The sequence below is a fragment of the Rhodococcus sp. 24CO genome (genome assembly GCF_050586165.1).
Lineage (GTDB): Bacteria > Actinomycetota > Actinomycetes > Mycobacteriales > Mycobacteriaceae > Rhodococcus_F.
This window is the reverse complement of sequence record NZ_JAZFNF010000019.1, coordinates 1-26,285: the sequence shown is the minus strand read 5'-3', so window position 1 is coordinate 26,285 and position 26,285 is coordinate 1. Positions and strand designations below refer to the sequence as shown.

At 62.6% G+C, this 26,285-nt stretch carries 27 protein-coding genes; 16 read left to right on the top strand and 11 right to left on the bottom strand.

What is annotated here, in order from left to right:
• The first annotated feature begins 289 nt into the window (after positions 1–289).
• Both V2B23_RS28800 and V2B23_RS28795 read left to right on the top strand, forming a co-directional pair.
• A complete protein-coding gene (locus V2B23_RS28800) occupies positions 290–880 on the top strand; it encodes a helix-turn-helix domain-containing protein (RefSeq protein WP_218680795.1) in 591 nt (196 codons plus the stop codon).
• Entirely contained in the window at positions 873–1,241 is a 369-nt protein-coding gene (locus V2B23_RS28795) for a hypothetical protein (RefSeq protein ID WP_430953376.1), read from the top strand. The genes V2B23_RS28800 and V2B23_RS28795 overlap by 8 nt, the downstream gene beginning before the upstream one ends.
• Here V2B23_RS28795 and V2B23_RS28790 read toward each other — a convergent pair.
• From V2B23_RS28790 to V2B23_RS28745, 10 genes are all read right to left on the bottom strand, one after another.
• Entirely contained in the window at positions 1,198–2,217 is a 1,020-nt protein-coding gene (locus V2B23_RS28790) for a DUF6545 domain-containing protein (protein ID WP_430953375.1), read from the bottom strand. The two genes, V2B23_RS28795 and V2B23_RS28790, sit on opposite strands and share 44 nt — an antisense overlap.
• Complete coding sequence (locus tag V2B23_RS28785) at positions 2,214–2,798, bottom strand: hypothetical protein (RefSeq protein WP_430953374.1); 585 nt, start codon at positions 2,796–2,798, stop codon at positions 2,214–2,216. The genes V2B23_RS28790 and V2B23_RS28785 overlap by 4 nt, the downstream gene beginning before the upstream one ends.
• Positions 2,750–3,643, bottom strand: coding sequence for a nucleoside hydrolase (locus V2B23_RS28780; RefSeq protein ID WP_430953373.1), 894 nt, complete (start codon positions 3,641–3,643; stop codon positions 2,750–2,752). Before V2B23_RS28780 ends, V2B23_RS28785 begins: the two co-directional genes overlap by 49 nt.
• Before the next feature lie 237 nt (positions 3,644–3,880).
• The gene (locus tag V2B23_RS28775; protein WP_430953372.1) at positions 3,881–4,471 is read right to left on the bottom strand and encodes a hypothetical protein; all 591 of its coding nucleotides are present in this window, start codon (positions 4,469–4,471) and stop codon (positions 3,881–3,883) included.
• Positions 4,468–6,069, bottom strand: a complete 1,602-nt coding sequence (locus tag V2B23_RS28770; RefSeq protein WP_430953371.1) for a peptidoglycan DD-metalloendopeptidase family protein — start codon at positions 6,067–6,069, stop codon at positions 4,468–4,470. Before V2B23_RS28770 ends, V2B23_RS28775 begins: the two co-directional genes overlap by 4 nt.
• A complete protein-coding gene (locus V2B23_RS28765) occupies positions 6,069–6,854 on the bottom strand; it encodes a hypothetical protein (RefSeq protein WP_430953370.1) in 786 nt (261 codons plus the stop codon). Before V2B23_RS28765 ends, V2B23_RS28770 begins: the two co-directional genes overlap by 1 nt.
• Position 6,855: 1 nt before the next feature.
• The gene (locus tag V2B23_RS28760; RefSeq protein WP_430953369.1) at positions 6,856–8,985 is read right to left on the bottom strand and encodes a hypothetical protein; all 2,130 of its coding nucleotides are present in this window, start codon (positions 8,983–8,985) and stop codon (positions 6,856–6,858) included.
• On the bottom strand, positions 8,982–12,017 hold the full coding sequence (locus V2B23_RS28755) for an ATP-binding protein (RefSeq protein ID WP_430953368.1): 3,036 nt from the start codon (positions 12,015–12,017) through the stop codon (positions 8,982–8,984). Before V2B23_RS28755 ends, V2B23_RS28760 begins: the two co-directional genes overlap by 4 nt.
• A complete protein-coding gene (locus V2B23_RS28750) occupies positions 12,017–12,421 on the bottom strand; it encodes a hypothetical protein (protein ID WP_430953367.1) in 405 nt (134 codons plus the stop codon). Before V2B23_RS28750 ends, V2B23_RS28755 begins: the two co-directional genes overlap by 1 nt.
• Before the next feature lie 48 nt (positions 12,422–12,469).
• Complete coding sequence (locus V2B23_RS28745) at positions 12,470–12,781, bottom strand: hypothetical protein (protein ID WP_430953366.1); 312 nt, start codon at positions 12,779–12,781, stop codon at positions 12,470–12,472.
• A gap of 683 nt (positions 12,782–13,464) precedes the next feature.
• Between V2B23_RS28745 and V2B23_RS28740 the strand changes: the two genes are divergently transcribed.
• From V2B23_RS28740 to V2B23_RS28700, 9 genes are all read left to right on the top strand, one after another.
• The gene (locus V2B23_RS28740; protein WP_430953365.1) at positions 13,465–15,540 is read left to right on the top strand and encodes an FtsK/SpoIIIE domain-containing protein; all 2,076 of its coding nucleotides are present in this window, start codon (positions 13,465–13,467) and stop codon (positions 15,538–15,540) included.
• Between the two features lie 101 nt (positions 15,541–15,641).
• Positions 15,642–15,995 (top strand): hypothetical protein, encoded by a 354-nt coding sequence (locus tag V2B23_RS28735; RefSeq protein WP_218681717.1) that lies wholly within the window; start codon positions 15,642–15,644, stop codon positions 15,993–15,995.
• A complete protein-coding gene (locus tag V2B23_RS28730; RefSeq protein ID WP_430953364.1) occupies positions 15,995–16,558 on the top strand; it encodes a hypothetical protein in 564 nt (187 codons plus the stop codon). Before V2B23_RS28735 ends, V2B23_RS28730 begins: the two co-directional genes overlap by 1 nt.
• Before the next feature lie 120 nt (positions 16,559–16,678).
• Positions 16,679–18,010, top strand: a complete 1,332-nt coding sequence (locus V2B23_RS28725; RefSeq protein WP_430953363.1) for a ParA family protein — start codon at positions 16,679–16,681, stop codon at positions 18,008–18,010.
• An 83-nt stretch (positions 18,011–18,093) separates the two neighbouring features.
• The gene (locus V2B23_RS28720) at positions 18,094–19,308 is read left to right on the top strand and encodes an insoluble domain protein (RefSeq protein ID WP_430953362.1); all 1,215 of its coding nucleotides are present in this window, start codon (positions 18,094–18,096) and stop codon (positions 19,306–19,308) included.
• Positions 19,309–19,414: 106 nt separating this feature from the next.
• Positions 19,415–20,077, top strand: coding sequence for a hypothetical protein (locus tag V2B23_RS28715; protein WP_430953361.1), 663 nt, complete (start codon positions 19,415–19,417; stop codon positions 20,075–20,077).
• A gap of 37 nt (positions 20,078–20,114) precedes the next feature.
• Positions 20,115–20,912, top strand: coding sequence for an N-formylglutamate amidohydrolase (locus tag V2B23_RS28710; protein ID WP_430953360.1), 798 nt, complete (start codon positions 20,115–20,117; stop codon positions 20,910–20,912).
• Entirely contained in the window at positions 20,913–22,037 is a 1,125-nt protein-coding gene (locus tag V2B23_RS28705) for a hypothetical protein (protein WP_430953359.1), read from the top strand. It begins immediately after the preceding gene.
• 132 nt (positions 22,038–22,169) lie between these two features.
• Positions 22,170–22,673 (top strand): hypothetical protein, encoded by a 504-nt coding sequence (locus tag V2B23_RS28700; RefSeq protein ID WP_430953358.1) that lies wholly within the window; start codon positions 22,170–22,172, stop codon positions 22,671–22,673.
• A gap of 312 nt (positions 22,674–22,985) precedes the next feature.
• On the opposite strand, the gene V2B23_RS28695 is transcribed toward V2B23_RS28700, so the two are convergent.
• Positions 22,986–23,129, bottom strand: coding sequence for a hypothetical protein (locus V2B23_RS28695; protein ID WP_430953357.1), 144 nt, complete (start codon positions 23,127–23,129; stop codon positions 22,986–22,988).
• A gap of 558 nt (positions 23,130–23,687) precedes the next feature.
• Between V2B23_RS28695 and V2B23_RS28690 the strand changes: the two genes are divergently transcribed.
• From V2B23_RS28690 to V2B23_RS28670, 5 genes are all read left to right on the top strand, one after another.
• Positions 23,688–23,834 (top strand): hypothetical protein, encoded by a 147-nt coding sequence (locus V2B23_RS28690; protein WP_156525078.1) that lies wholly within the window; start codon positions 23,688–23,690, stop codon positions 23,832–23,834.
• Between the two features lie 66 nt (positions 23,835–23,900).
• Positions 23,901–24,527, top strand: a complete 627-nt coding sequence (locus V2B23_RS28685; RefSeq protein ID WP_430953356.1) for a hypothetical protein — start codon at positions 23,901–23,903, stop codon at positions 24,525–24,527.
• Positions 24,517–24,639 (top strand): hypothetical protein, encoded by a 123-nt coding sequence (locus V2B23_RS28680; protein ID WP_430953355.1) that lies wholly within the window; start codon positions 24,517–24,519, stop codon positions 24,637–24,639. Before V2B23_RS28685 ends, V2B23_RS28680 begins: the two co-directional genes overlap by 11 nt.
• A 117-nt stretch (positions 24,640–24,756) precedes the next feature.
• Entirely contained in the window at positions 24,757–25,116 is a 360-nt protein-coding gene (locus V2B23_RS28675; protein WP_430953354.1) for a histone-like nucleoid-structuring protein Lsr2, read from the top strand.
• A 6-nt stretch (positions 25,117–25,122) separates the two neighbouring features.
• On the top strand, positions 25,123–25,788 hold the full coding sequence (locus tag V2B23_RS28670; protein ID WP_430953353.1) for a TetR family transcriptional regulator: 666 nt from the start codon (positions 25,123–25,125) through the stop codon (positions 25,786–25,788).
• Positions 25,789–26,285 lie beyond the last annotated feature (497 nt).

Below are 26,285 nucleotides of genomic sequence, written 5' to 3'. Positions count from 1 at the left end.
GAACTCGCTTTCTGCGTAGGAAATCGCTGGACGGGCTGTAACCCCGTGTGGCTCGGTCCCCTGGCCGTTGGCGCGGCTGGGGGACTTTCTTCGTCTGGTCTCGACCATCTGGCGGGCGGTTGCCTTTGAGGGATCGACTCACCGCTAACACTTACGTAACACACATATATTGGTGTTGTGAACATATCTAATGAGTATGCATTTACGCAACACTTATATAGTTGAATGTGTGATGACGTGTGAACCGACAGTGTCGGGCAATTGGGTTTTCTTTAAGTACGCTGCTCCCATGCCCGATATGCAGCAGTTCGCCGACGTGGTCCATGTGCGTCGACGACAGTTGGGTCTGAGCCTTGCTGCAGTCGCTGCACAGGGAGGCCCCTCTGAGCCGACGATGGTGCGGATCGAGAGTGGTGAGTCCCCTCCTCTCCGAATGGCAACGTTCTCCAAACTGGACCATGTATTGCAATGGACTGAGGGCAGTGCTGCCACTGCATACGAGGGTGGTCACCCGACACCTCGGGGATCGGCAGTTGTGGGGGCCCCCGCCGGCGAAGTGGTCATTTCATATTCGGCGTTGGGTGATTTCGTTGAGGTGAGTGCGGAACTTAGGCGATTGGCCGATGAGATCGACAACTCTGAACTTTCGGACGTAGTCGACCGGTTGCGTACTCTCATCTCGCCACATATCGGCAAAGTAGCGTCAGCGATGCTCCGCAGCCAGGGTGAAAGCGGCCATGTCAGCCCCGCCTGGGTTGCCCAAGCGCTCGAGGATTTCTGGGCAGTGCCGCCGGACGACATCACTCCGGCGCGCACGAACGCCAACAAGCGACGTCGCGCATTGGCTCGGGAACTAAGACGGGAGGAGAGCGATGATTGAGGAAGTCACCACCAAGCAGAAAGTCGAGCTTCTGCTGAGTGTGACCGGCTTGAGTAGTGGAGAGGTCGCGCAGGCTCTCGGGTGCTCCGAAGCGCAGCTCCGCGCCGGAGACCTCACGGCCGAACAGCAACAACATTTTGTTGATTTCAGCGAGGTTTTCAAACGCAGCAGCACGGCCAACGCCACCTATTTCGGGGTTTCTGGAGAAAATGAGGCGTACACAGAGCTGCGGTTATTGCAGGTGCTTGTTGCCGCCGGACCGGAATGCGTGATGTTGCGAGGTTCTGCCAACGCCAGCCAGCGCAAGGCGCTTCTTGTCAGCCTTGAAGGGATTTCGCATCCCACCGCTTCGCAAGATTGAACACGTCACGAGCGCTGATGTGCGTCTCTGCGAGAAGCTCGGATCGGTTGCCGTCGAGATTGCGTTCCAGAAGATCAGAGCGGGTGGCTGTTTCGGGATCAATTCCTAGTTCGTAGATGGCATCGATGCACTCGGTGATCATCCGGACAACCCGGGCGTCAGGCTCGAAGTGCCGCATATCGAACTTCACACCTGGTGCCGCATCAGTGAGGTCTTCCCATAGTCGTCGTAGCTCTGTGACGTTAACGGCAGATCGAACAGACGACCGCTCTGCCGTGCGTCGGATTACGGCGGCAGAACCCACGAGTGCGACAACCAAGGTGAAGTAGGCAAACAGGTTGCCATTTGTGTTTCGCTGCAATTGCTCGGCAGGACCGATGTCACCAGTCGCTGCCCGCACGGCGTACCAAAGCAGACTTATTGCATTGAGGCCTGTCGCCAGAAAGAGCGCAGCTGTCGCCGCGGCCGGCGCAAGCAGCCCCGCATGTGGCTTGTCGGTTCGAATGGCAGCGGCGAGGACTATCACTGCGTAGACCTCGAAGACCACGATCGCGCCGGCGTAAATGGTGAAGTAGGACAGCGAGAACACCTCAGGATCGACGGATTCGATGACCTGCGCCCGATTGCCGGCAAAAGCATCAAGAGATGCCAGACCGACCGTCGCGGCAACGAGGCCGAAGATCAGAAGCCCTGGCCGAAGCCGTCCTACCGCGCTGGCAGCGGCCCATGCAGCGGCGGCCGCGGCCGCTACACAGAGAATGTGAGCTATCAGTCGGACGGCCCGGGCGTCTATCGCTGAGGTCAGTACATCGTTGATCGGTCCGAACTTCAGAGTGTTCACTGCGGTGAAGCACAGAATCAATACGGTGACAATCTGCGCATGCCGTGTGCGTACCAGCACAAATCGAGCGGAAACAACGAGCCAGGCAAAGACAAGGGTGGCAAGATCAATCGAAAGTGGGAGGTGGTTTCTCATCGGCTTCCATACGCTTGAATCATGTTGTTGGCGCAAATTACCTGTACCGAGCTGCGCAGAGCCTCGAAGTCGAGATCATCGAAAAGCGTCAAGAGTAGGAGCTTTGTCGCCAGATACTCGGCACCATGTTCTGTGGTCGTGTCGTAGTCAGTGCGTTTGAGGGCGTTTTTCAACAGTGCCGGTGACAATGACGGAAACCATGCGCTGAGCATCTGGTCGTCTAAGACTTCGGTCATTGCACAGCTGTGATCGAGAAGGATGTGCGCGAGTTCGTGACAGATGATCAATGTCGCGCGCCACGATCCCGTCCTGTGGTCATAGAACACATAGTCGACATTGTTGCGAGCGCGGAGCAGGAATCCGGAAGGGCGATCCTCTACTTCGGTGACCGGGAACGGAACTAGAACGACGGTTCTGCCAGTGCGATCGAAACAAAATTGACGCAGTTCGTCAATGGTGACCACTTGCCGTTTCATTGCTTGAGCAACGATCCGACGGGCCTTCAGTCGAGTGAGTTGCTTTCTTATTCCTGTCATGTCGCACTCCTGAGCATTGCGCGGACGGAGTCCGGGTCTATGCATTCCGCGACCTGATGCGGTCCGATACCCACCCTGCGCAGCACCGGGCCTTGGCCGTCGTCGAGGACAGTCATACGGCCGGTAACGGTCGACAGGCCTGCCCTGAGAGGATCGATTAGGCAAGCAGCAGCGACGCCGTCGTGTGCCGGGACTTTCCACAGCACCTGAGCGTCGTACCCGTACGTACTGCCTCGTTGGACCCCATATGCGTGGTGGATACGGCGCAGCGAGCCGCCGAGAGTGCCTTCACCGAAATCTCCGTCCTCAAGGAGGACTGCGCGGGTGACGTCGGTTCCCACCCAGACCACCGGAAGCGCAGAATCCGCGACAGTCTGCGTAGCCCGAGGATTGTGGCGGGTATTGGTATCTCCTACCTCGTTCAGCCAATCGTCGCGGTTCTGTCCGTGGCCGGCCATGACCACCACACGGCTCAATAACTCGGGTAGCCGAGGTTCGAGCGTGAGTGCAGCTGCCAAATTGGTCAGTGGGCCGATACACAGCGCTTCCGCCTCACCGGCATGGTCTCTGGCGAACTGCACAATCCTCTCAGCTGCACCTTGCGGGCCAGTCCAGGAAGGTCGAGGCTGCTCGGTGTCACCGAGCCCGTCAGAGCCGTGCGCATCACCGCGCCGCCACGAATCCTTCGGAGGGGAACCTGCGACAACAGGAATGTCGATCGCGCCGGCCATATCCAAGATGTACTTCGCATTGGATGCGGCTTCGGTGGCTGTGCAGTTGCCCCACGTGGACACCACGCAAGCGAGAACAATGTCCGCGGTGTGCGCGACGTAACCGAGCGCAAGTGCGTCGTCGACGCCACAGTCGGTATCGACAAGAACGTATCGCAAACTGACCCCGCATCGTTTGAGCTGTCTCTGTGCTTGCTTATCGCTAACGTAGTCGTGCTACGTGTCCATGTTTTTGTGTGATCGGGTCAGAATATCGGACATATGGGATCCCGTCGTAGTCCCGGACTGACCCGCGGGTCAGTACAACCGGGCCGTCTCGACAACCTTCCACGCGATGCATCATGAAGAACTTACGAAGAAACCCCTGGTCATACTCGCCGTCGAGCATTGCACTGATCAGTACCGGATGTTGTCGATGAGCCACTCTCCACCATGTTTGGTGAGGGTGATCCATACGGTGGCATCCGGTGTGACCGTGGTGGTCTCGTCGTCGGCAATTGCGGTTTGGTGGATGCTGGCCACGCGGTGAATGAGTATGTCGGTATCGGGTGGGCAGCCCGAGCACCCCACGCTCACGTCAGCGACAATTTTTGCGTTGTCCGACGCCCACTGACTCCATTGTGCGCCGGGGCCACGCCCGGTATCGACGTCGACGAGCAGCGAGGCGGCCAGGGGCTCGGTGAACCACTTCCGTGCGCGTGCATAGGCATCGGTGGGGCTGCGATCGGTAGCCGGATACCACGTGAACGCGACGGAGAGTGCTTGACGCACAGTGTCTTCCGCTGCATCGGTATCCGGGTTCGACGAGACATCGACGACTGCGGGCGATGTCATCGTTGTTGTCGTGACCGTGGACGGTGTCGCCGAGGTATGTCTGGGTGCCGCGGTGCCAGTGTCCTCGCTCCCGAAGTCGGAGAACAAGAACACCAGCCCTGCAATGATCGCTGCGGCTACGACCAGAAGAGCAAATGTGCGTGTGTTGCTCATATGACCCTCCGGGCTTTCATATCGTTCTGCAGCGGAGCTTGTTTGACGACGTCCCCGGTGGTGGGGGCGTGGATCATCTGGCCGTTTCCGATCGCGATTCCGACGTGGCCGGGTCCAGATCCTGACCATGATCCGAAGACCAGGTCGCCGGGTTGTGCTTGGGCGATCGGGATCTCGACTCCGACGGACCATTGCTGCTCCGACGTGCGAGGCAACGTGACCTGGTTCCCGCTGCCTGTGTAGATGGCGTAGCTGGTCAGTCCGGAGCAGTCGAACCCACCGCCGGTCGGTCCCCCGATTCCGCCGCCGCCCCAGACGTACGGGGTACCGAGGTATTGGCGTGCAGCCTCGACGACCTGCGCACCGGAAGCGGAGCGGGGGGAGACGACCAATTCTCCGCTACCTCCGGGCGCCGCAAATTCTGCCTCGTAGGCAAGCACTTTCGCGACGTACGGCTGTGTCTGGGTGGTGTAGTCGCCGCCGCTGGGCATGCCGCCGGCGTTCTTGACCGCGCCTTCACCCGCGTTATATGAGGCGATGTAGAGCGATTTCGGATCGCCTGTGACGGATCCGTCGGCGAGCCACCCGTCGACCTGCGCTGCGATGGCGCAGAAATACCGGCCTTGAGCCATGATCGCGTCCCCGTCGTCCCAGATCGAGGTCGTGCCGTTGCCGTCGTCGTCCCGGCCGTAGGAGGCGAACGTATGGTCCATGAACTGCGTGATGCCCTTCGCGCCGATCTCGGAGGTCCGACCACGCACGAGCCCGGATTCTGCCTTCGCATCCGCAGCTAACAGCGACGGTTTGATCTGTGGGCACAGCGACCCGGCTTTGCGGAACCACTGTTCCATCTCAGGAGGAACCGATCCGGCCTTGAGGTCACCGCCACCCGCCACGCCGAATCCGGCGCAGTCGATCGACGATGACGATGCCACCAACTCAATAGCAGGCGAGTTGCTGCCCACTTCACTTGCCGGAGAGGGCGCGCCGCCGAGTTTGATCATCGGATCAACGGCTGTTCCGCCCTGCAACCGTCCACCTTCCCAATACTCGAAATGCAGGTGCGCGCCAGTGGATTGGCCGTTGTTTCCGATGTTCGCGATGTGATCACCGGCTGTGACCTGCTGGCCTTCCTTGACGAGGACGCCGTCGTCGAACATGTGGCCGTAGACGGTGCTCACGGGCTTGTCGTCGACAAGCGAATCGAGCACGATCCAGTTCCCGAACCCGGAGGCAGGGCCGGCCTTGACGGCGACGCCATCAAGGGCAGCGTAGATCGGTGTCCCGACTTCTCCGGCGAAATCCACACCCTTGTGTTCGGTTCCCCAGCGATGCCCGAATCCGGAAGTAAACGTCGTCGTGCCGTCTTTGGTGGGCTGTGTGATCGGCCCCGATGCTTTCAGTTCCGTATTGCCCGGCAGAGTTGCCGGACTTCGATCGGATGTCGACGATGTCCCGCAGCGTGATTTCTTGATCACCGGTTGTGCCGCGAAACCGCCACAAGCAGTGAGCGCGAGCGTGGTTGCGGCGGTGAGCAGGGAAAGAACGATCTTCGTGCGAGTGGCGAAAAGGGGCTGTCGGGTACGCGTTTTCGTCATCACATCGCCCCCGGCAGCGGGGTATCCAGATTGGGAATCGGGATCGGGCCGGGTGCCGGGATGGGAAGAAGTTCCTGCGAGGTCGACGGCGGCTGCGATGTGGTTGGCGCGGGGTTCTTTGGGGTCGACGTGGGCGTCGTTGTGCTGTTCGGTGCCGTCGTAGTCGGGGCGGCGGGTTCCGAATCGCCGTAACCGGTATCGAGGGTCGGCAGGGGTGTGGTCACGAGCCATGGCCGCGTCCCGGATTCGCTCTGCGCGAGGTGGACTTTCAATGCTCCGGCTGACGTGGGCACAGTCACTGTCGTAGCGTTGGGTCCGTCTGCGGGCGCTGTTGTCGTGTGTGTCGGGCCGGTGATCGCTACGGCAACGGTCGGGCGGGCGGCCCGGAAGTTCGGTGTCAGTGCGTTGTCAGGGACGAGCACCGCTAGTTCGGAAGCCCAGGCATCGTTACTTGCGGCGTGATCGGTGTAGTGGTGCGCGTACGTCATCGCTGTTGCTTGCGCGCTCAACGCCACGTCGGCGCTCGACATCGCAGCGGTGTGCGCTTGCGTGACTTCCTCGCTTGCATGCGGCGCACTCGCGGGCTGTGCGGTGTTCGTGATCTCGCGGCCGGACTCTGCTGCTGGCGGTGATTCGGCAGTCGTGGTGTCCGGTGTTCCGAGGATCTGGCCGAGTATGACGAGTACGGCAAAGACACCGGCGATGGCGATAGCGAGATTCGTGCGTGAGTAGAGGACCCACCGACGGATCGGGGTCAGGACTGGGTTGTGGCCGATTGCGGGCATGTCAGTTCGACCTCTCGCGATCGACGGCCGGTCGCGCCGGCGGAGTCCACACCGATGAGGTGGATGGGCGCACGCTTCTGCGAGATGAATCGCTGGAGCCGGAGATGCCACCGGTAGTCGCGGCTGCGGCGGCTCTGTGTTCGCTCGACGTGGTGGTGGGTGTGAAAACCTTCATCGGTGCAATGACCGAGCTGGTTCCGCCGTTCCACTCCTCGTCGACCGACGGACGTTGTGGAGCCTGCCCGAATCTGCGGTTGCGTTCGTCGTGGAGGTCGGTACCGGTACGGGCACGTTCGCTGTGGCCGCGCCGTCGAGCAAAATCAATGTCGTCCTCTGCGGGGTCGCCGGCATCGGTATCGATGCCGGCAGAGGAGATTCCGGTCTTGGGTCGCAGCGCTGCCGCACCTGATGCGGCAGCGATCCCGGCGATACGTGCATCTCGCTCGCTCTCGCGCCCGAGGGAGGTGCCCGGCACCCGGTCGGAAGCAGCGCGCGCGGCAGCGCGGGCATTGTCGGAGTCTTGCTGACGGCGGGCGATGAGTCCGCGGCCTTCGGGGCGCACGGGTGTGGTGTCGTCGCCGTCTTTGTTGTCGCTGCTGCGGTGGAACGCTCCGACTGTCTTTTTCGCCATCGCGGCGGGTCCGCCGACAGCCAACGATGCGGCGTCGAAGGCTTTGTGTTTGATCGACGATTTCGCGCGGACAGCTTTGCGGTTGAGTGCACCGGCGGAGTTTTGTCGGAAGGTGCTCGAGATCCGTTTGAACGGGCGCATGATGAACCAGCAGATCAACGACAGAATCACCATGAACCACAGGCGCCACGAACCGTCGACCGAGCCGTTGTCGACGTAGTAGAGGTTGACGAGCGCAACGAGATACAGCGCCACGATCGTCGCTCCTGCGACACCCCACAGGTAGGCGGTGCCGATCATCCGCATGACGCGTTCGAGGAATCCTCCGGAGAGGACGACGAACGGAACCCACATCGGAGCGAACAGGATCGCGAAGCGGATAGACAGCAGCGCAACAATTTTCAGGATCGACGCGCCGGACCACAGCAGTGACGGTAACCCGACCTTCACCATGGACAGGAACCCGGTCGAGGTTCGGCCACTGTCCTTACCTTGGAATTGGGTGTACGAAAGGTTTTGTGCGGAGAGGGGTTTGATGATCTCGTCCTGGAAGCGGGCCGCTTTCGATTCGGCGAGTTCGTTCGCGGCGTCGGTATCGCCCTTGACTCGCTCCTGCTCGTCGTAGGTAAACGCCAAGGTGTCGCGGAGTTTGGGTTGGAGTTGCTGATCCGGTGGTACGCCGGATTCGTCGAAGTTCGGCCCGAACCAGCCTTTGGAGATGTCGGGCAGAAGTATTTTGTCCATGAGGACGTTGCGGGGATCGGTTTCCAGCCCTGCCGCCTCGAACACTTCCCCCTGGGTGCCGGTGATCAACTGCCCGAACGTTTCGTCGGCGACATTCATCGCCTTCTGGGGCGCTCCGATCATCAATGCCCCTAATGTCACGGCGGCGGCGGCGAGCATGACCGTCTTGGTGACAGCAGCCGCGTTGGACTTGAGCGCGTTCCACAAGATGGCTGTTGCCCCGCACATCAGTGCCAGTCCGATCCATTTTCCGTAGACCTCGGACGTACCGGTGGCGATGGAGGCGACGATCGTGTCGAACTGATCGAGCGCGGGCGTGATCCCGGCTTGGGCTGCTTCGGTCCCGGACTTCGTCTGATCGTCGAGCCAGAACGCGATCGCCGCCAACGACTGCCCGACCATCAGAAACGCGTTGCCGGTGCTCGTATCCGCGACCGCGCCTGGCGCGCGGACCAAGTCTTCACCGCAGCCGAGGTCGTAGGTGTACCAACGCAATCCGGCCCACCCGTAGGTTTGGTAACCGGTGGGGTTGCCGTTGTGGGGTGGCTCGGTGGCGCTGCGGGAATCGAAGACAGTGGGAAAGACTGCGTTCGGGAACTGCGGCGACGGAGCTTCCTTGCAGTCGAAACCGCCCGCGTGCGCGGTGCCCAGTTGCGGGCCGACCAGTGCGATCACCACCAGCGCGAATACTGCGAACAACCGGATGAGCCTTGCGGGCACGCCCAATGTCGGGACGTCCGACTCAGCGTCGTTCACGGCGCGCCACCGGAGTCGATGGTTGCGGCCGCTCGTGGACGGGAGTCGAGGGCCTCGAAGACGTGCGCGAGGTGGGTGAAATCGGTCCAATCGCAGCGGACGATCTCGATGTCGTCGGCCATCTTCATCACGAACCGCCGCGCCTGGTCGACGTGCGAGGTGTCGGTGTCCGGGTCCAACGTGTCTTCGCCGCCGCCCCCGAGATCGGCCAACGTCGCCTCGTATCCCTGCCCGGCCGGTAGGTTCAGCAACTTCAATGCGCCCTCGATGGCGTGTTCGTTGCCGCCGAGGTCTCCGATGATGACCTCGTAGGTCAGTGCCGACTTGTCGTCGGTGCCGTCGACACCGAGGTAGTCGTCGGGTAGCTGCGAGCACACCAGTGCGCGGACGTTGAATTTGCGGCTGTCACGTGCGATTCGGAGATTCAGAGTGCGTCCTGCACCGGTTTGTTCGAGGTACTTGTTTTCGTCGAGGAAGAGGATTTTGCGGGCCTGGCGTGGCTTGTCGTAGATGAGTCGGTTGGCTTGCCACGCAGCCATGTGCATCAGTGGTGCGGCCATCCGTTGTTGCGGTGTCCACTGCGAGGACGGAACGCCTTCCGGCGGGAGCTGTAAGCCGGGCATCGTCAGGATGGTCAGGCGCTCGTCGAAGGTGGTGTCGGCGTCGAAGCCGCCGAGGGTGCCGGGCTTGGGGAACAGCACCCGCGCTTCAGCGAGTTGGGACATCATGTGCAGTTTCTGATGAATGCTGCGCGCGGTGGTCTTGACCTCGGTGTCCTGTTCGTTTTCCGCCATTGCGGCGAGTTGATCGAGAACCTGACCGAGGTGATGGTCGGCGTCGCCGCCGACGTTGTGCGCTGCCGTGTGGAGGACACTTTCCGTCCATCGCTGCTCGACGTCCTTGTCGGTGAGCATCATTTTCAGCACCGACACAGCGCATTCCATGCGCTCTGCGGCAGCTGCACGCAGATCCGCTTGGTATTGATCTGCCGCTGCTGCGGCCGGATCGGGGTCGAGTGCGTAGTGCGAATGTGTGGGGGAGTACTCCGGATCGTCGGGGTCCGGGTCGGCGATCACGCGGTACGGGTTGAGTGCGCCCGGACGTGAGCGCCCGGTCAATGCGTAGACCCTCGTGAACGGCGCCAGTTCCGGCAGTGTGGCCAGCCGGGCGAGCGGACCGGACGGGTCGAGGATGACTCCGTAGGCTCCGGCGCGGACAGCTTGGTAGACCGTCATTCCGGCCAGGAACGTCTTACCCGAGCCGGGGACGGCGACGATGGGGGTGAGGCCGGATTTGTCCTTGTTCTCCGGGCCTGCGAAGCAGTTCCACACAGCTGGCCTGGGTGCGATCGATGCGGTCTGTCCGACGATCAGGCCTGTCCGGTCGCCGATACGGTCTCCGACCGCCGCCATGCCCGCGGAGGCGTCGTAGACGCTCATGCGGCGCGCGTGGGCGATGTTCGCTTGCCGCTGGCCGGGAATGAACTCGCGGAGTAGTTGGTACTGCCCGTGCTCGTGCTCGAGGATGATGTGCGGGGAGTACATCTCCTGCAGGGTCGAGACCTTGCGACGCACCTCGTCGGCGTTCGCTCCCACGACCGCCATCCGCCACCACCCCTTGACCCGGGTCGAGAGCCCCGAATGATCGTGTTCGAGTTGCGTTTTGATCTTCTGCGCCGTCGCATGTTGTTCGGTCAATTCAGTGGGCGGGCTTTCGTCGTGTTCGACCGTGTAGTGCTTGAACTGGTTGGTGATCTTGTCGGTCACGAAGCGCATCGCGCGGGCGGTCGCGGTTTTCTCTTCGAGCGTGATGCGTTCGGACCATTCGAGGGGCTCGCCCGATCCGTCGCCGATCACCTGCCACGGCAACATCTGCTCCGGGATCGGCATCGGCGCCATGCGGCCGATCGTCAAGACGATCACGGCAGCGCTGTATCGGCGCCCGTCGACGAGACCGGAGACGGTGGTGAAGCCGTCGCCCGGGGTGAGCGAGAGATCGGCGAGGTCTTCGAGGGAGGCGATGTCGGTGTCGGTCCAATCGCCACCGCCGGAGATCACGCCGTCGATATCGAGCGGGAGACCGATCGCCGCGGAGCGCCGCAACAGGTAGTCCATCTGCCCTGCGGTGGCCGGGCGTGCATCGGCTCCGCGTGCGGCCATGATCCGGGCCAGGGTCGCCAGATGCTCGTCGAGCATGGCTGTTTCGCGGTCGAACGACTCGTCCGCCCACCGCGTTACGGCTGCGCCGATCCGGCCGAAGCTGGACAGCCACAGCGCGAGGTAGTCGAGCCCCCTGCTCGACATCGAGCGCGCCGGCAATTCGATGCCCCAGTATCGGCCCTTGATCGTCGGTTCGGACCAGAGCATGCCGTGCTGCTGACCGCGCAGGTAGTCGTTCCACGAGAGAGCGCCGTCGACGTCGGGTAGGGGTGTCGCCCACTCGTGATGCGAGCGTGCCCATGCTCGGACCGGCCACGGCGCGCGGGTGAGCCGACGGTGCAGGTGTTCGACGCCCGCCTCGCGCAGGTTCGCCAGGATCAGCGCTTCGTCGCGTATGTAGCGTCGCTGCTTGGGTGTCGGGCGCATGTTCCACGGCCCGGGCGGTTGTACGAACCATGCGGTCGCAGTCCTCGGTGTGCGGGTGATGTTTCCTGCTGTGCCGCACAGTTCCAACTTCACGCTCTTGCGGTCTTTCGCGACGGTGCGGGCAGCGCGTTCCTGGTCCTTGACCGTCTCGGACTTTTTCGCGCGGGCGGACTTACCGCTCGTGCCGCGTCCTCGGCGTCGACCGCGACCCTTGTCGGGGATCTCGTCGGCGGTTGTGATGCTCGCGACGCGGTCATCTGTCTCGACCGGTTCGGGCTCGTCCCACACATCGGGGGTGTATTGCGGGGTCGGCTCGTGGTGATCCGGTGGCGCGGCGGTGCGTGCCGCCGCCCAGGACGGCGGCAGGGCACCGGGCGGAACGACGGGGATGTGGCCGGTGCTGCGTGGGTCGAACAGTGACGCGACGTCGTTCTCGTGCGTGGTCATCAGATGTTCGCCTCACCGGTGGTAGCGCAATGGTTGTGGCCGCCAACGCCACGGCGAGTCCGATCAGGTGGTGGAAGGGTGATGTAGATGCTTTCGCCGGCCTTGGGTGGGCGCGGAGAGGTGAGGTCGTTGTAGGCGGCTGTGATCACCGAGCGCAACGGCCGGTCCGCGCTGATGTACTTGGTGATCCGGCTCGACACCGCCACCGTCGAGACGACAAGAATCAGAAACGTGCCGTAGCTCAAGGAGAGGTGGAGGATGGATCGGGCGATGATGAACAGTACGAAGAACGTGCTCAGGCCCACGCCCACAGCCGAGTAGCGGATCGGCACAGGAAGCGTCTTGCCGGTCGGCCCCAGGTAGTGGTTGTCGACTCGGTAGATCAGGTCATCGGTTTCGATCACGGGTGCTCCTCGGCGGTGAACTCTGATGCGGGTGGCGGTCAAGGATTTTCAGATGCCGAGCAACCCCAACGCCCACTGACCGAGGGCGTCTTGAGCGGATTGATTGGCTGCCAGCGCAACGAACAGCAGTCCGACCACCGAGAGTCCGCCGATCGTGACGACCTTCGAGACATTGCCCTTGAGTGCACCGAGGAGAAGCGCGCAGGCGATGATCGCGATGATGGTGACCGCACCGTTCGATCTGATCCAGCCGGTCAGCCCCTCGGTGCTCGGCTCGGCGAGATAGGTGACCGTAGATTGGTGAACGGGCCGATACGCGGTCTGGGCGATTGTGCTGACGGCGTGTGCGAGGGCAATCATCTTCGTCTCCAACGTGTGTGATTCTGCGGCGTCCCGCGTGGGTGGGATGAGTGCAGACGGTAGGTAGCGCGGGCCCGGTTTCCAAAGTGACTGTGGATAACTCGCGCCACCGACCAAAATGGCGGTCACCGAACATTGGATGCGGTGCGCGTGGTGGAGCGGACGAAACAGGTGCGGTGAGCGAGTTGTGTCTGTGGGTCGGCGAATTCACCTCGAACGAGCTGATCGAATGCTGCCGTGCGGGCGCGCCGAGCGTGTCGAGGGATCGCGGTACGAACAGCGCTCACAATGGCGGGCTGGGTGTACGCGGGACGGGGCGGGTGGGGCAGGCGTCCGAACGAGCGCCCCTGGCGGGGGTCACTCCCCCCTCCGTTCCTCCGGGGGGAGTGTACTTGCTGAAATTGCGTCGCGCACAGTCAGTTTCGAGGGCGCTCAAGTATTGCCAGATCAGACGCTACGGCGAGCGATCTCGCACTCACTGACCTGGCCGCTTCTGCGAGCGGTACGGCTTGGCTCGTTGACCGTTCGGAAGAGTGCTCTCCGAACGCCTTTGAGAGCGCTCCGACAAGCGCTTCGAAAAATAGTTATCCACAGTCACATTGCAGGGAATTTTCGCCCCTCGTAGCGTCCTGCCCTGACACCCCGCGAACGTCGCGGTAGCGGTGAACAGAAGGGGGAGAATGATGGCGGAACCAGATCCGATCCGCGACTTCATCGCTGACCTGTTCGTCGACGTGTTCGCCGGCGACAAGAAACGTCCGACCGTCGACGGCATCGACGACCTGACAGCGCGCCGCTTCCGCCCCGTCTCCCCATTCTTCGCCGCCCTGGCCGCACTGGCCTACATCGCACCGGATCTCGCTACACAACTCCCAGTCGAGAGCTTCGCGAAGATCGTTGCCGTACTCGATCGCGTGCACAGCGCCGCAGGCCCGCTGATCGCGATCACCATCGCCGCGGCCGTGCTCGACACCGGCCGGTTCCACTCGCACCGCCACCGCGTCACCGTGGCCGCCCAACTGCGCCAAACCACCGGGCATGGCGCACTCGCGGTGCGCGTGCCGATGCTCTCGCGGGGCTCAGCGATCAAGTCCGCACGCATCAAGCTCCCGGTCGGCGCGGTCATCCGCCCGAAGCAGATGGAAGAGTTCACAGCGGCAGTGGCGAATAGTGTTCGCGGTTCGAAGTGGACGATGAACGTCTCGCATGAAGCACACAAGAATCGGCTGATGATCGCGAGAGCGTTGACCGTGGCAGATCAGCGCAGCGTCCGACACAAGGCACTCGCCGGTTCACTCGAAGGCGCCTCGATCCTCAAAGACGCGAAGGTGAGCGTGCATTCGTACGGCGACGACGGAGTCGAGACCGGATACCGCATCGGGTTCACTCCCAACCTCAACAGCGGATCGGGGGCGTTTCAGTACCGCGTCAACGAAGCCCTGATCGCCATCGCCGGCGAACACGAATCCGGACAGAACTGGGACGTGCAATGGTCACCCGACGCGGGAGAATTGCTGCTGACCCTCAAAGCGCCTCTGCCCACACGGGTATCGCACCCCGCCCCCAGCGAGCTGACGTCGATCGCCAACCGCTATCTGCCGTACGCAACCGGGGCGGCCGGCACGGTGGCCTACTGGGACGTCTCGACCAAATCGAACAAGCCGCACTGCCTGATCGTCGGCCCGACCGGAGGCGGCAAAACCTCCGCCATCCGCACGATCTTGACCGAAGCATCCTTACGCGGAATCCCGTTCATCGGCGTCGACCCGAAAATGATCGAACTCGACGGCCTTGAGGGCTACCCCGGCTGCGGCGCGATCGTCTACGACCCAATCCGGGCAGCGATCTTCATCCGCGCGTTGCACGCGGAAATGATGGCCCGCAACCAGTACGTCCACGTGAAGAAAATCGAACCGTCCCAACTTCCGCTGTTGATCGCGGTCCTCGACGAGTTCTTCATCCTCTCCGCTGCGTGGACACGCCTGAAAAAAGATCCCGACGAGGACACTCGCACGCTGATCGCCACGTTGGACCCCCTCGGAGCGTGGGCGGAACTGTCCGTGCTCGCTCGATCTTCCGGAATCCGTCTCCTCCTGGGAGTGCAGCGTCCCGACGCGTCGTTGTTCGGCGGGGCCTCGGGAAACGCGCGCGACAACTTCGGCACTCGCCTCTCCCTGGCGAACCTCTCCCAGGACGGTGCACAGATGGTGTGGGGCGACGCGCACCAAGGCCGCAGCATCGACACCTCGATCCCCGGCCGCGCCATGGCCACCGGACCCGACGGAACACCGATGGAAGCGCAGGTGTGGTGGACACCGAATGTCGACCGCCACCCGAACAAGTGGAACCAACTCTCGGCCGCGGATATCGCGATCATCGACGCACTGCAACCCAGTAGAGCACCGGAATTCATGTGCTACTCACGAGAACTGCGCGAATTCCTCGAAACGGAACGCGCGCTGGCGACGAAGAAACGCGAGCACGGAAGCGTGGCAGAACCCGTCCTCCTCGGCGATGTCCCGGTCGCCGATATCGCCGATGCGATACCCGCCCACGCACTCAAGCCGGGGACCACGATCCTGCTCACGGACGAGCACGGTGGCTCGGACATCGTCACCGTTGCCTCCGTCGACGCCAAACCCACCGGAACCACCATCACCATCGACACCGGTGGCCGTACCCGGGCCAAGGTGACTTTCGATCCGGGCGAAATCGTGCTTCTCGCGGGCGCCGATCATGACGCCGAATTCGCCGCGTAACCCGCCGCCGCAACCAACGAACCGAGTCCGCGCACAACCCCCCGCATCGACGCCGCGAACTGACCACAAACACCGATCCGTCCACCGAGAGGAAACCAAACATGGCCAGCCGCCGAATCTCCCAATCCATCAGCCCCACATCCACCGACGTCGAGGCGCTCCGTGGACCGTTCGTAGCCAAGGGAGCCAACGACCCCGTTATCCTCGAACTGCGTACCGCCCTGAAAGAGGGAACGCCGGAGTGGCTGCCCAAGCTCGACGAGAAGGTAGAACTCACGGTCGAGCGCCTGGCCCAGATCAAGGAATCGGCAGGTTTTCGGCGCGCAATCATCGGCGCGTTACCCGCAGGAGCAGCCCGCGACGGAGCCCTCACACAGCTGGCTCGGACCGAGGAAACGATCGACGACATGTTGAGCGAACTGGGTGCCGTCGGCGCGTTCGGAGCGGGTTCCTGATGAACACCAGCCTCTGGCCGCGAGCAGAGATCACCGGGGCACGGTGGTCGCGCCGCCATCGCTACGCCACCACATGCGTCGTGCTGATCGGAGCAACGCTGACACTCAGCGGATGTGGCGGCGACGGAGGTCGAGACGCGAAAAGCGTTTCCGCCACCAACACCGGGCAGATCGTCAGCAAGTCCAGGAACGACTACGACAGCATCATCATCGGCTGGGGCGAGAAGCACTCGCCCGCCGAAATCACCACGCCCTCGCCCGACGACGTCACCGCACGGTGCTTCGGGAACGGCGATGACCTCTCCGCCGTGATCACCGCTCCCTACGGATGGAAGATTTCCGTCTCCCACCCCTCCGAAGTCCTGAGCGTTCAGAACACCGAACAAGACCTCACCGCGGAGCTGGACACCTCGAACAAGTACTACCCGGATCTGCGGGAAATCGACTGGTCCACCCCGGACCATGTCGACATCGCCGCCGCACCCCGAGTGCCCGACGACTGGTATTCGCCCTACGGCGCGAACCAGCAGATGTACGTCTCCATCCACGTCGACTGCAGCTGACCGAAGTACGTCCACACCCCTGTATCGCCTCGGAAACGAAAGGACCATCATGAGGACCGACCAGATCGTCGCCGCAACGGACAACAACCGGTCCGCCGCCGCATCAAGTGGGGTGAACGCGTGACGGCGGCGCTGGCTGTCGAGGTCACCTCGGAGACGACCGCACGTGTGAGCGGATCAGGGACTACGGACGTAGAACTGGCAGCTGGTAACGAAAAAGCGCTCTTTCACGCGATCGAAGAATTCGCCAAGACGGAAGCTGCCGATTCCGGCGAGTCCGTCGAGGTATCGGTGAGCGGGTTCGGTGCCACCACACGATTGACCGTCACCCCCGAAGGACACGTCGCGGTCTCCGGGCCACCACCCGCCCCGGTAGCCGTACCCACGCCCACAGTCGACGAACCGGTGAGCGTGCGCGCCACTGCCGTGAACCCGCAGCGCCCACCCGCCCCGGCGCAGGATCGGCGCAGCGATACACCCCACGCCCACCACACCGACGCAGGACAGCGCCCCACGACATCGGTACTGGCAGCCCCACAGATCAACTCAGGGTCAAACGAGCCCGCCCGCATAGGAATCCGCGGCCGACTCAACGCCGTCCTCAACTTACAAATGGCGCCGAAAGCTGGGTCCGCCGAATTGCGTCACCGCGCCGCCGTCGCAGCGATCACCGGCCCGATCCCGGACTTCTCGGTAATAACTCTCGCCAATCCCAAGGGCGGCGTCGGTAAAACCCCGCTTGCTGCGGGACTAGCGGCCGTCATCGCAGAGCACCGAGGAGCGGGAACGCTCGTCTGCGCCGATCTCGCCGAGATCGGTGGCAGCCTCGCCGACCGCGTCGCCGTGCCGCCCCACCAAGAACAGGACGTCTCCGCACTTCTCACCGCCGCCGCAACCGCAGGGGGCAGTATCCGTCCATCGACACTCTCGCGGTACCTCGTCCGCCAGCCCAGCGGAGAGGACATCATCGCCGGAAGCCAAACAAACACCGCCGCCGCACTGGGATACGACGACGGCACGAGCCTGGCGAATGTTCTGGCCCAGCACCGCGAGATCCTCATCGCCGACACCGGCAACAGCAGCCTCGCCGGAAGTTGGCAATGGGCCGCCGCGGCCGCGAACGTACTTGTTGTTCCTGTTCCGCTACGCCGCGACGCAGCAGCAGCAGCGCACCGCATGCTCCTCGACATCATCGCCACTGCTGGCCCGGACGTACTCGCTCGCGCCGTCGTCGTCATCACCGACGGACCGGGCGATGCACCGATGGTCGAAACCGAGGCAGTCGACGCGTTCATCGAACTCGGCGTGCGCGCGGTTCTGCGGATGCCGTTCGAGCCGCTGTTCGCCTCTGGCGAGAGGATCGCGGCGAACCAGCTGCGCCGCAACACCACTGACGCTTTGACCGTCCTCGCGGCAACGGTCATCGCCCTCATCGCGGACGCACCGGACTGAAGACTCCGCGCAGCCAAATCTTCCTATCTTCGCGCACTTCACGTTTACACAACTCGAATCCCGCTCTCACGAAAGGTCTCACCATGAATGTCGACATCACCGCAGGGAACCGAGCAACGCGCCGCGCACAGCAGGGAGGACGTCACCGCCGACAAACAGCAGTCCGTCACGGCGCCGTCGCTGTGCTTGCAGCGGCGGTAGTAGCCACAGGTATCGCCGTCGCACCGCCAGCGATCGCAGTCCCCGGCCAAGCAGGTATCACCGACGGCGGGGGACAGGCCGGCATCAGTGCCGGTGGCGGCGGCCAGTCCGGTGTAACCACCGAACCCGTCCCGCCGGTTCACACTGAGCCGATTTACTGGGTCGCTCCGCCCCCGCAGTACCAGAACATCACCTACCAGCCGCTACAAAACTGGGACTACGACGCCAATACCTACACAGCACCGAACAACACCGATGACGCCACACCGATCAATTACAGCCAGCTCCATCTCCCCAGCCCGGTCGAGATCATCGCGCCGATCATCGCCCCACTCGATACCCTCCGCTTCGGCACATTCCATATCGCGCAGCCGAACTGGGTTTCCGATGCAGACCTCGAACGGACCAACAACACCACTGCCGTTGTCGAGTCGATGGTCGCGACGTTCTGGCATTCGACCGGTGTTCCCGTGGACAAGGCAAGCCGCGAGTCCGCAGCACAGTTCGCCGGCGCAGCCGGCGGCGCATTGACCGGCGGGCTAGCGCTCGCAGCACCGTTCGCCACAGGCGGTGCGTTGATCGGCGGCACCATCGGCGGCAATATCGGCATGGGCTTGGGTAACGTCTTCGTCCCCGGTATCGGTTGGGTGGCAGGCGGATTGGCCGGAACCGGCGCAGGCGCAGGTATTGGCGCACTGGCACTAGGTGTTCCGGCTTTCCTCACGGGCGCAGTCGGCGGCGGAATCGGTGGATTCGTCGCGGCAACCGCATACGGTGCCGGCGAACTCGGAGAACCCGTCGACATCGAGATCCCGGACGTCGACCAGCCTGCAGTGACCGCGCAGACCCAGCAGGTCCTCACCGAGTGGGAGAATTCCGGACCGGTTGGGCAGTTCGCAGTCAACACGGTCCGCGACACGGTCGCTTCCGCACCAGCGATCGATGCGCAGGTCCGCGACTTTGTTGCCGCACAGCCCGGAGGTGAGCAGATCATCGAGCAAGTCGATTCCGCACTGACGGACTTCCTCACCAACGCCACTTCTGGTCTGGCTTCCTCACTGATCAGCGACGCAGTCGGAGCAGGAATTCCGGCGTAAGCCCGTTCGATCAGGGACATTCGGGGCGAGTGGCAACTTGCCGTCCGCCCCGGACCATTCCTCCACCACCGCAGAAACAGGCTCGGCCACCGAAAGGGCAACAGCGATGAAGAACACGAGCAGGCACCCCGCAGTGATCGACCTACTCGGCGGCGCGCCCCTGCCCACACGCACCGGTAGACCCGCAGGTGTCACCTCGCCCCAGCCGGACAAAGTATCGAAACCGCCGCGCGAGGAACGCTCTCGATCACCTCGCCTGCGCTACGTAGCTGCCCTGATTATGGTGGTCGCGCTGTTCGGGTGGTTCCTCCTGCGCATCTTTTCAGGCCAGGGCGACACAATGCCGGCGCACCTCGTAGAGGAGTCGGGCGCATCGAATCCAACCCTGGACGCCGCTCCGCAGACACTCGCGGCCGAACCCATCCCCGCGGTAGATCCCGGCGCCTGCCGCACGGACCGCGGTGACCAGAAGAGTGGCCCTGGCGTCATCGCAGCATTCGAGTACGCGTACTACATCACCCGCTCCGGAGCAGCGGTCCGCGCACTCACCACACCCGACACCTCACTGCCCCCGGCAGAGAAAATCCAAGCCGGAATCGACACCGTCCCAACAGGAACCACCCACTGCGTACGCATCACCCCGATCACGACCGATGTCTACTCCGTCGCACTTGCAGAGATGCGCCCCGGCGCCGAGCCTGCACAGTTCCCCCAGACCATCACCACCACAAACATCGACGGCCGGTGGTTCGTCGACGTCATCAGCTAGAACCGACACCACTTCCGCACACGCACAAGGAGAATTCGTGAACCCCAGAACACTGATAGCAGGCGATCCATCCTCGCCCGTCATCTTGCACGTCCCGCATGCCTCCCACGTAATTCCAGGTGAGATCCGCTCATCGCTAACCGTGACGGATGATCAACTCACCGCCGAACTGGACGAGATCACCGACGCCCACACCGACGTCATCGCGCAGCACGCCGCCCGATCCGCCGGTGTCCCACCGTGGACGTTGCGTAATGACCTCTCCCGTCTGGTGATCGATCCTGAACGATTCCCCGACGAGCGCGAAGAACTCAATGCCGTCGGGCGCGGTGCGGTATACACCCGAACCTGCAACGGAGCCGTCCTCCGCAACGAGGATGATGACGCGCGAACTGCGCTGCTCGATACCTACTTTCACCCCTACGCTGCCGCGATGTCCGATCTCGTCACCGATCGGATCGCCGCCACAGGCCGTGCCGTGATCATCGACGTCCACTCCTACCCAACCCTGCCGTCGGCGTACGAGCTGCACACCGACGGGCCCCGGCCGGCGTTGTGCATCGGCACCGACCCACACCACACCCCACAATGGCTCACCAACGCCGCCCACGCCGCGTTCTCCCCCCTGACCGATATCGGCATGAACACCCCATTCGGTGGTACGTACGTACCACTCGACCGCTACAACACCGATCGCCGTGTGTACTCGGTGATGATCGAACTGCGACGCGACCAATACCTCACCGAGAACGGCGAACTCGTCGGCATCGCCGCCGAAAACCTCGGAGCCATGCTCGGGCGCCTCGTCGATGCGGCGGATCGGGGGAGCCGGTAGATGTGCCAGAAGTACCCCGGCCCCCGCTGCACCCCACACGTGCGAGCACGCCTCGACAGCGCCCACCGACGGCACGAGTCCGCACAAGCATTGTTCGACACGAACCCAGCGATCACCCGAAACCAGCAACGACTCGTCACCGCCCGCGCCAACCTCGATGCCAGATCCGCCGAATACGACGCCACCCCCGGCGGACAAACCGAGTTGCGCAATCAACTCGGCACAGAGGACGATCCAGGTAAGCGAGAACAGCTGCAGCAACGCCTCCAAGTGGGCAAAGCGCTACGCGAGCAGCAGATTAGAGCAAAATTAGACTCCATCCGCAACGACCCGAAGGACACCAACGATGGCCACGAACGAGACACCGACCCTGACGCAGGAAGAGCGCGAAGCGTTCTGGCGTCGGTGGGGATGGAGTCCAGAGTTGCCGAAAGCCGAGCGCCTGGCGATCGAGCAGGAGTGGCACGACACGGCCATCGAATTGGCGAAGTTCCACGGCTTCTGATCGACGACCGGCACATCACGCCGGTCGCAGTACATCGACTGCAGGACGAGCGCGCCCAGCATCTTCGCAGTCTGGGGGAAAGCACTCCGGAGCTGTACGAACTGCACCCGCGGGATGCCGAGACGTACCGACGCCAAATGGAAACACTGCGCGAGGGCAACAGGTTCGCAGCTTCGGTCTATGTCTACAGCGCAGACGAGTACGCAGGTATGCGGCTGCTCGTGACCGACGACGGTCGCTCGGGCATCGCACTGAAAGACGATGAAATCGTCTCGCTCTACGCCCACCGAGACAGCAACCATCCCGGCGCCGCGAACTCGATGCTCGAAACAGCCGTCGCCGCAGGCGGGCGGCGGCTGGACTGCTTCGACACCGTTCTACCTGCCATCTACGCGAAGTCGGGATTCGTCCCCGTCGCACGATTGAAATGGAACGACGACTACGCCCCCGACGGCTGGGACTACAACACATACGCGGCGTTCAATGGTGGTCGCCCTGACGTGGTCTTCATGGCCCATGACCCGGCATCGGCGGGTTCGCGCTACCAGCGCGGATCCGGTCGCTACGTCAACTCGTACGATGACGGAATCGACGCGGTCCGCGCCCGGCTCGGACTATGAGAGATGGGCCGGCAAAGCGCGCGAGTCCGCCCATTGGTCCTGCGAATTGCGATAACGATCTGAAGTGAAAAGTTTGTCTAGTCGACCAGGGTCGAGTACTCAAAAATTGCCGGACCGCTAAGATTGGATGCAATGACCAGCGATGCCGAACAACAAGCAACAGCAGCCGGAAAGTCGCCGACCACAGGGACTTACGTGCACAGTTGCAGTGCCGGCAAACAGTCCACGGAGTTTACGAATAATCTTCCAAAACTGATGGGGGAGACCTACCAGCATTACGGCGCGCGTGGATCTGAACCAGCTCGAGAAGCACGAATTCGAGTCGAAGCCTTCATTGCCAACCACCAAACCTGCGGTGACCTCGTCTTCGAAAAACGCGTCGGCACAGCTCTGATCACTGAAGACTTCCTCGTAGCGCTCCACACGGAAGTTACGGCTCTCTGGGAAACACTCGAATCACACACCGATTCCATCACCGCGACGCCGTCCTGCGTCATAGGCGAGGACAGAAGGTACGTTTTCGCCGTCACACCCATTCGGAGCCGAGGCTTCTTTCGCCGAAACCGCCACCAGGCCAACACTATCAAGTTAGTCGGCGCTAGCGGATTTACACTCATCGCTGCAGGAAGCGCTTGAGGAATGGCGTTATCCCTGTCCGCTGTCCTCGGGTTGATTCCAACCCGCCCTGTGAACGAGGGCGCTAGATAAACCGCCCGGGAACTGTTGAAGGTGCGGCGCGCAACCGCATAGCGGTGTTTACATGTATGGTCGAAGTGTAAGCCTTGATGCCGCTGTCGGCGTCTTCCCGGTCTCGTCGGTCCCCTATCTTGTGTGGCCGTCGAGACCGGCCCGGCTTAAACGACAAGCGCAACGTTGCGTCTTCCCTGCTGGTTCCCGGTGAGAGGGCGATGTCTTGCGCCCGGCAGCTGGCCTGCAAGAATTGCGGCTTCAGAACGCGTCCATCACGGCGACACCCCAGTCCATTGCCTGCAATTGCGGGGGTATGTGGTTCTCGGTCGTCAGCGGAAAGCTCACCGGCGCAAGCGTGTGAATGCGGAACGCCGGTGAGCGGAGCGCACCGAAACTGATCACGGTGCACCTTCTCCTTCTGCCACCCTCCGGCCGTAGCGGTCGGTTGGTGGGTCAGCGCGGCAGCCCCACGCCCGCGAAAATGCCGCCCGCACCTTGTATGCCCAAACAGTGAAAACCTGAATCCCAACAGGCGAATGTCGCTGACGAAGCCGTTGGGGAATAACTGCTGGGATCTGTCGCCGCGACGCTGTGAACTCTCGGGGCTTTTCACATCTTCGATCAGCCTTGCGGCGAGTGCATGCACGGCTGCGCGCATCCGTGCTTGCGTAGATGCGAGCATGCACGGATGCGTGTGTGGAAGGTGGTAGTCCGCGTGATCGGATCGAAGCCCAAGTCATCGATGCATTCGACGCCGCATCTTGAAAAGCATTGAACAGTATCTTTTTTCACTGACGCCCGACAAATAGCACGTCAAGTCCGGTGGCTCTTGTGGGTGAGAGAAAGGGAAGTTGAGGCGAGTTCGAGGCCACCCTCGGCGGTGAAGACCAGGCGGCCGTCGTCGAGGGCGATCACCTACTGCTGCACCGGCGCCCGGTCCGCCGTAGTTCGGAATTGTCGATGACGGACTCGGCGAAGTCCTCGACCACAACACGGTCCAGTGGTTGGGGATTGCTGGACCTCGATCCGGCGCCGCCGCCGTCGGGAACCGGTTGCACGTATGCGGGCGGGGCGATCGTCATCGATCTGCACTCGTGTGGGCAATGACAACGAGAGAAACGAGAGGAGGGAACACGGTGGACGAACCGATGACGCAGGAACGCCGCGAGAAGTTTGGAGGCAGTACGGCTGGAGTCCGGAACTGCCGGAGGATCAGCGGAAGGCGATCGAGGCGCGCTACACGGATCCGAAGATCGAGGAAGCCCAAGCACTCGGCTTCTGATCGACGGACAACAGGTTCGACCGGTCGTCGACCACACTCTTCCCGAGGCGGAACGCGCCGGCTTTGCGACGCGTAACTTGTCCGCTCCCACCCTCTACGAGTTGGCTCCCGCGGACGCCGGTGTCTACCGCGAGCAGATGCTCGAGCTCACCCGCAAGAATCCGCACGCCGCATCGGTTCATGTCTACGACGAGAATGAATACCGGCAGATGCGCTTGTTGGTCACCGACGACGGAAAGGCCGGCGTCGCACTCAAAGACGACGAAGTCGTTTCGGTGTTCGCGCATAAGGACAGCGCGCACTCCGATGTCGCGCAGTCGATGCTCCGACAAAGCACGGTGCTCGGAGGTCGTCGTTTGGATTGCTTCGATGCCGTCCTGCCTACGCTCTATGCGGACGCCGGGTTCGTCCCGGTTGCGTGCGGCGTGGAACGACGACTACGCCCCCGACGGCTGGGACTATCAGCAGTTCGGCCGTTTCAACGGTGGCCGGCCAGATGTGGTGTTCATGTCGTATGACCCCGGCCGTGTCGGCGGCATCTACACACCCGGGGCGGGGGAGTACGTCGACGACTACGACATCGGGATCGCCCGCTGCCAGGCGTACCGGTCCGGCATGTCGAAAGTATGAGGGGCGCAGGCACTATGGCACGGTAGGGCCGAGGACAGTAGCCGCGTCCTGGATTATCAGATACTGCAGATAACATGAACGCCATATTCATTCAGCAATACAACGACAAGGATTCCTGTGGCCGAAATATTCATTCGCCAACTTATCGACGATCTCGACGGAAAACCCATCGACACCGGATTGGGACACGAAGTCACCTTCTCCTACCAGGGAACTGATTATCGGATCGATCTCAGACCCACCAATGCCGACAAGATCGAAGCGGTATTCGCCCCGTATATCGAGGCGGCGGAGAAGGTTTCCTCTGCCGGCAAGCCCCGGACGAAAACCTCGGCTGCGGCCAAGACGTCGGGTTCTGGTCGATCTGTCGAGCAACTGAAAGCGATCCGGGACTGGGCCGGTAAGAACGGCTTCGAGGTCTCTCCGCGCGGGCGGATCAAAGCCGAGGTCATCGATGCGTTCGACGCCGCGCATTAAGGACCTGTGATCGTGCACGATCATATCGACCACGCCTCAGCCGTCAGCACACGGACAAGGCGGAGTGCAACCCAGCGGCGGCCTCAACGGAGAGCGATCGCGACACGGGACGGCATTGCTTCGGCTGCGGCCGAACATTTCAACACGGTCGGGTACGCCGGGGCGAGGGTCACTGACATCGTGGCCACAACGGGGGTCTCGAAGGGCTCGATGTATCACCACTTTCCGTCCAAAGAGTCTCTGGCGCAGTACCTGGTGCAGGGATGGGGCACCGTCCTTGTCGACACCATCGCCGACGGCACTGCCGCAGACGAGCCTGCCCTGCGCCAGGTCGCGAGCGTTCAGCGCAGACTCGCGGAGATCATCACGCACGATCACGTAGCGCGGGCCGGATTGATTTTGAGCCTCGAGCAAGCTGTCGACGAGAGCGCAAAGGTGTACACCGCATGGACGAGCGCCGTCAGCGTCATTGTCGAGCACGCAATTCGTACCGGCCAACTCTACGACACAGCCGAACACTCGCGGCTCGCAGAAACCTTGTGCGCGGGTTTCGTGGGTGCCGTTCACGTCGCCACCAGTCTCGGTGAACCCGAGACGATCAGTCGCCGTGTCGATGATCTTCTGATGCTTTGGTTCGGCAGTGATCCTGCAATGCCGGTGGCTGCCCGATGAGAATGAGTCAGCCTGCGCAGCAGATCCGTCCGAGACCCGCCTCTGTTACTGAAATGCTCCACCGGGAATTGTTTTCCGATTTCCAGGAACCACCGACTGCATTGTTCGAAACCAGCCCGGCCCGGTAATGCCGAGGTACCTAACACCCGCACGGACGGCCCGCCCCGGCCCGCAGGTCGCGTACCTGGATTTCCTGAGCGGGCCAGATGTGCTGCAAGGCATCGCTGACGCGATGCCTTGCCCTGTCACAACGGGCTGGTGACGTCAGTTAAGTGGTAGAGCTGCAATGGGGACATCGGTAGTTCGAGCGGATGAGTGCTCGATAGGTGCCCGAGAAACATTCGATTCAGACATTCTCGGGTGAGACACGAGTCCACATAGTGAAGAAACGCACGGATACCGTCGAGCAGAGGTGCTAGGTGTTGTGGGTATGGACGTTGCTGACGCAGGACTGAAGTAGACGGGCTGGTCCTCGGCGCGAGAATGGGAATTGCGAC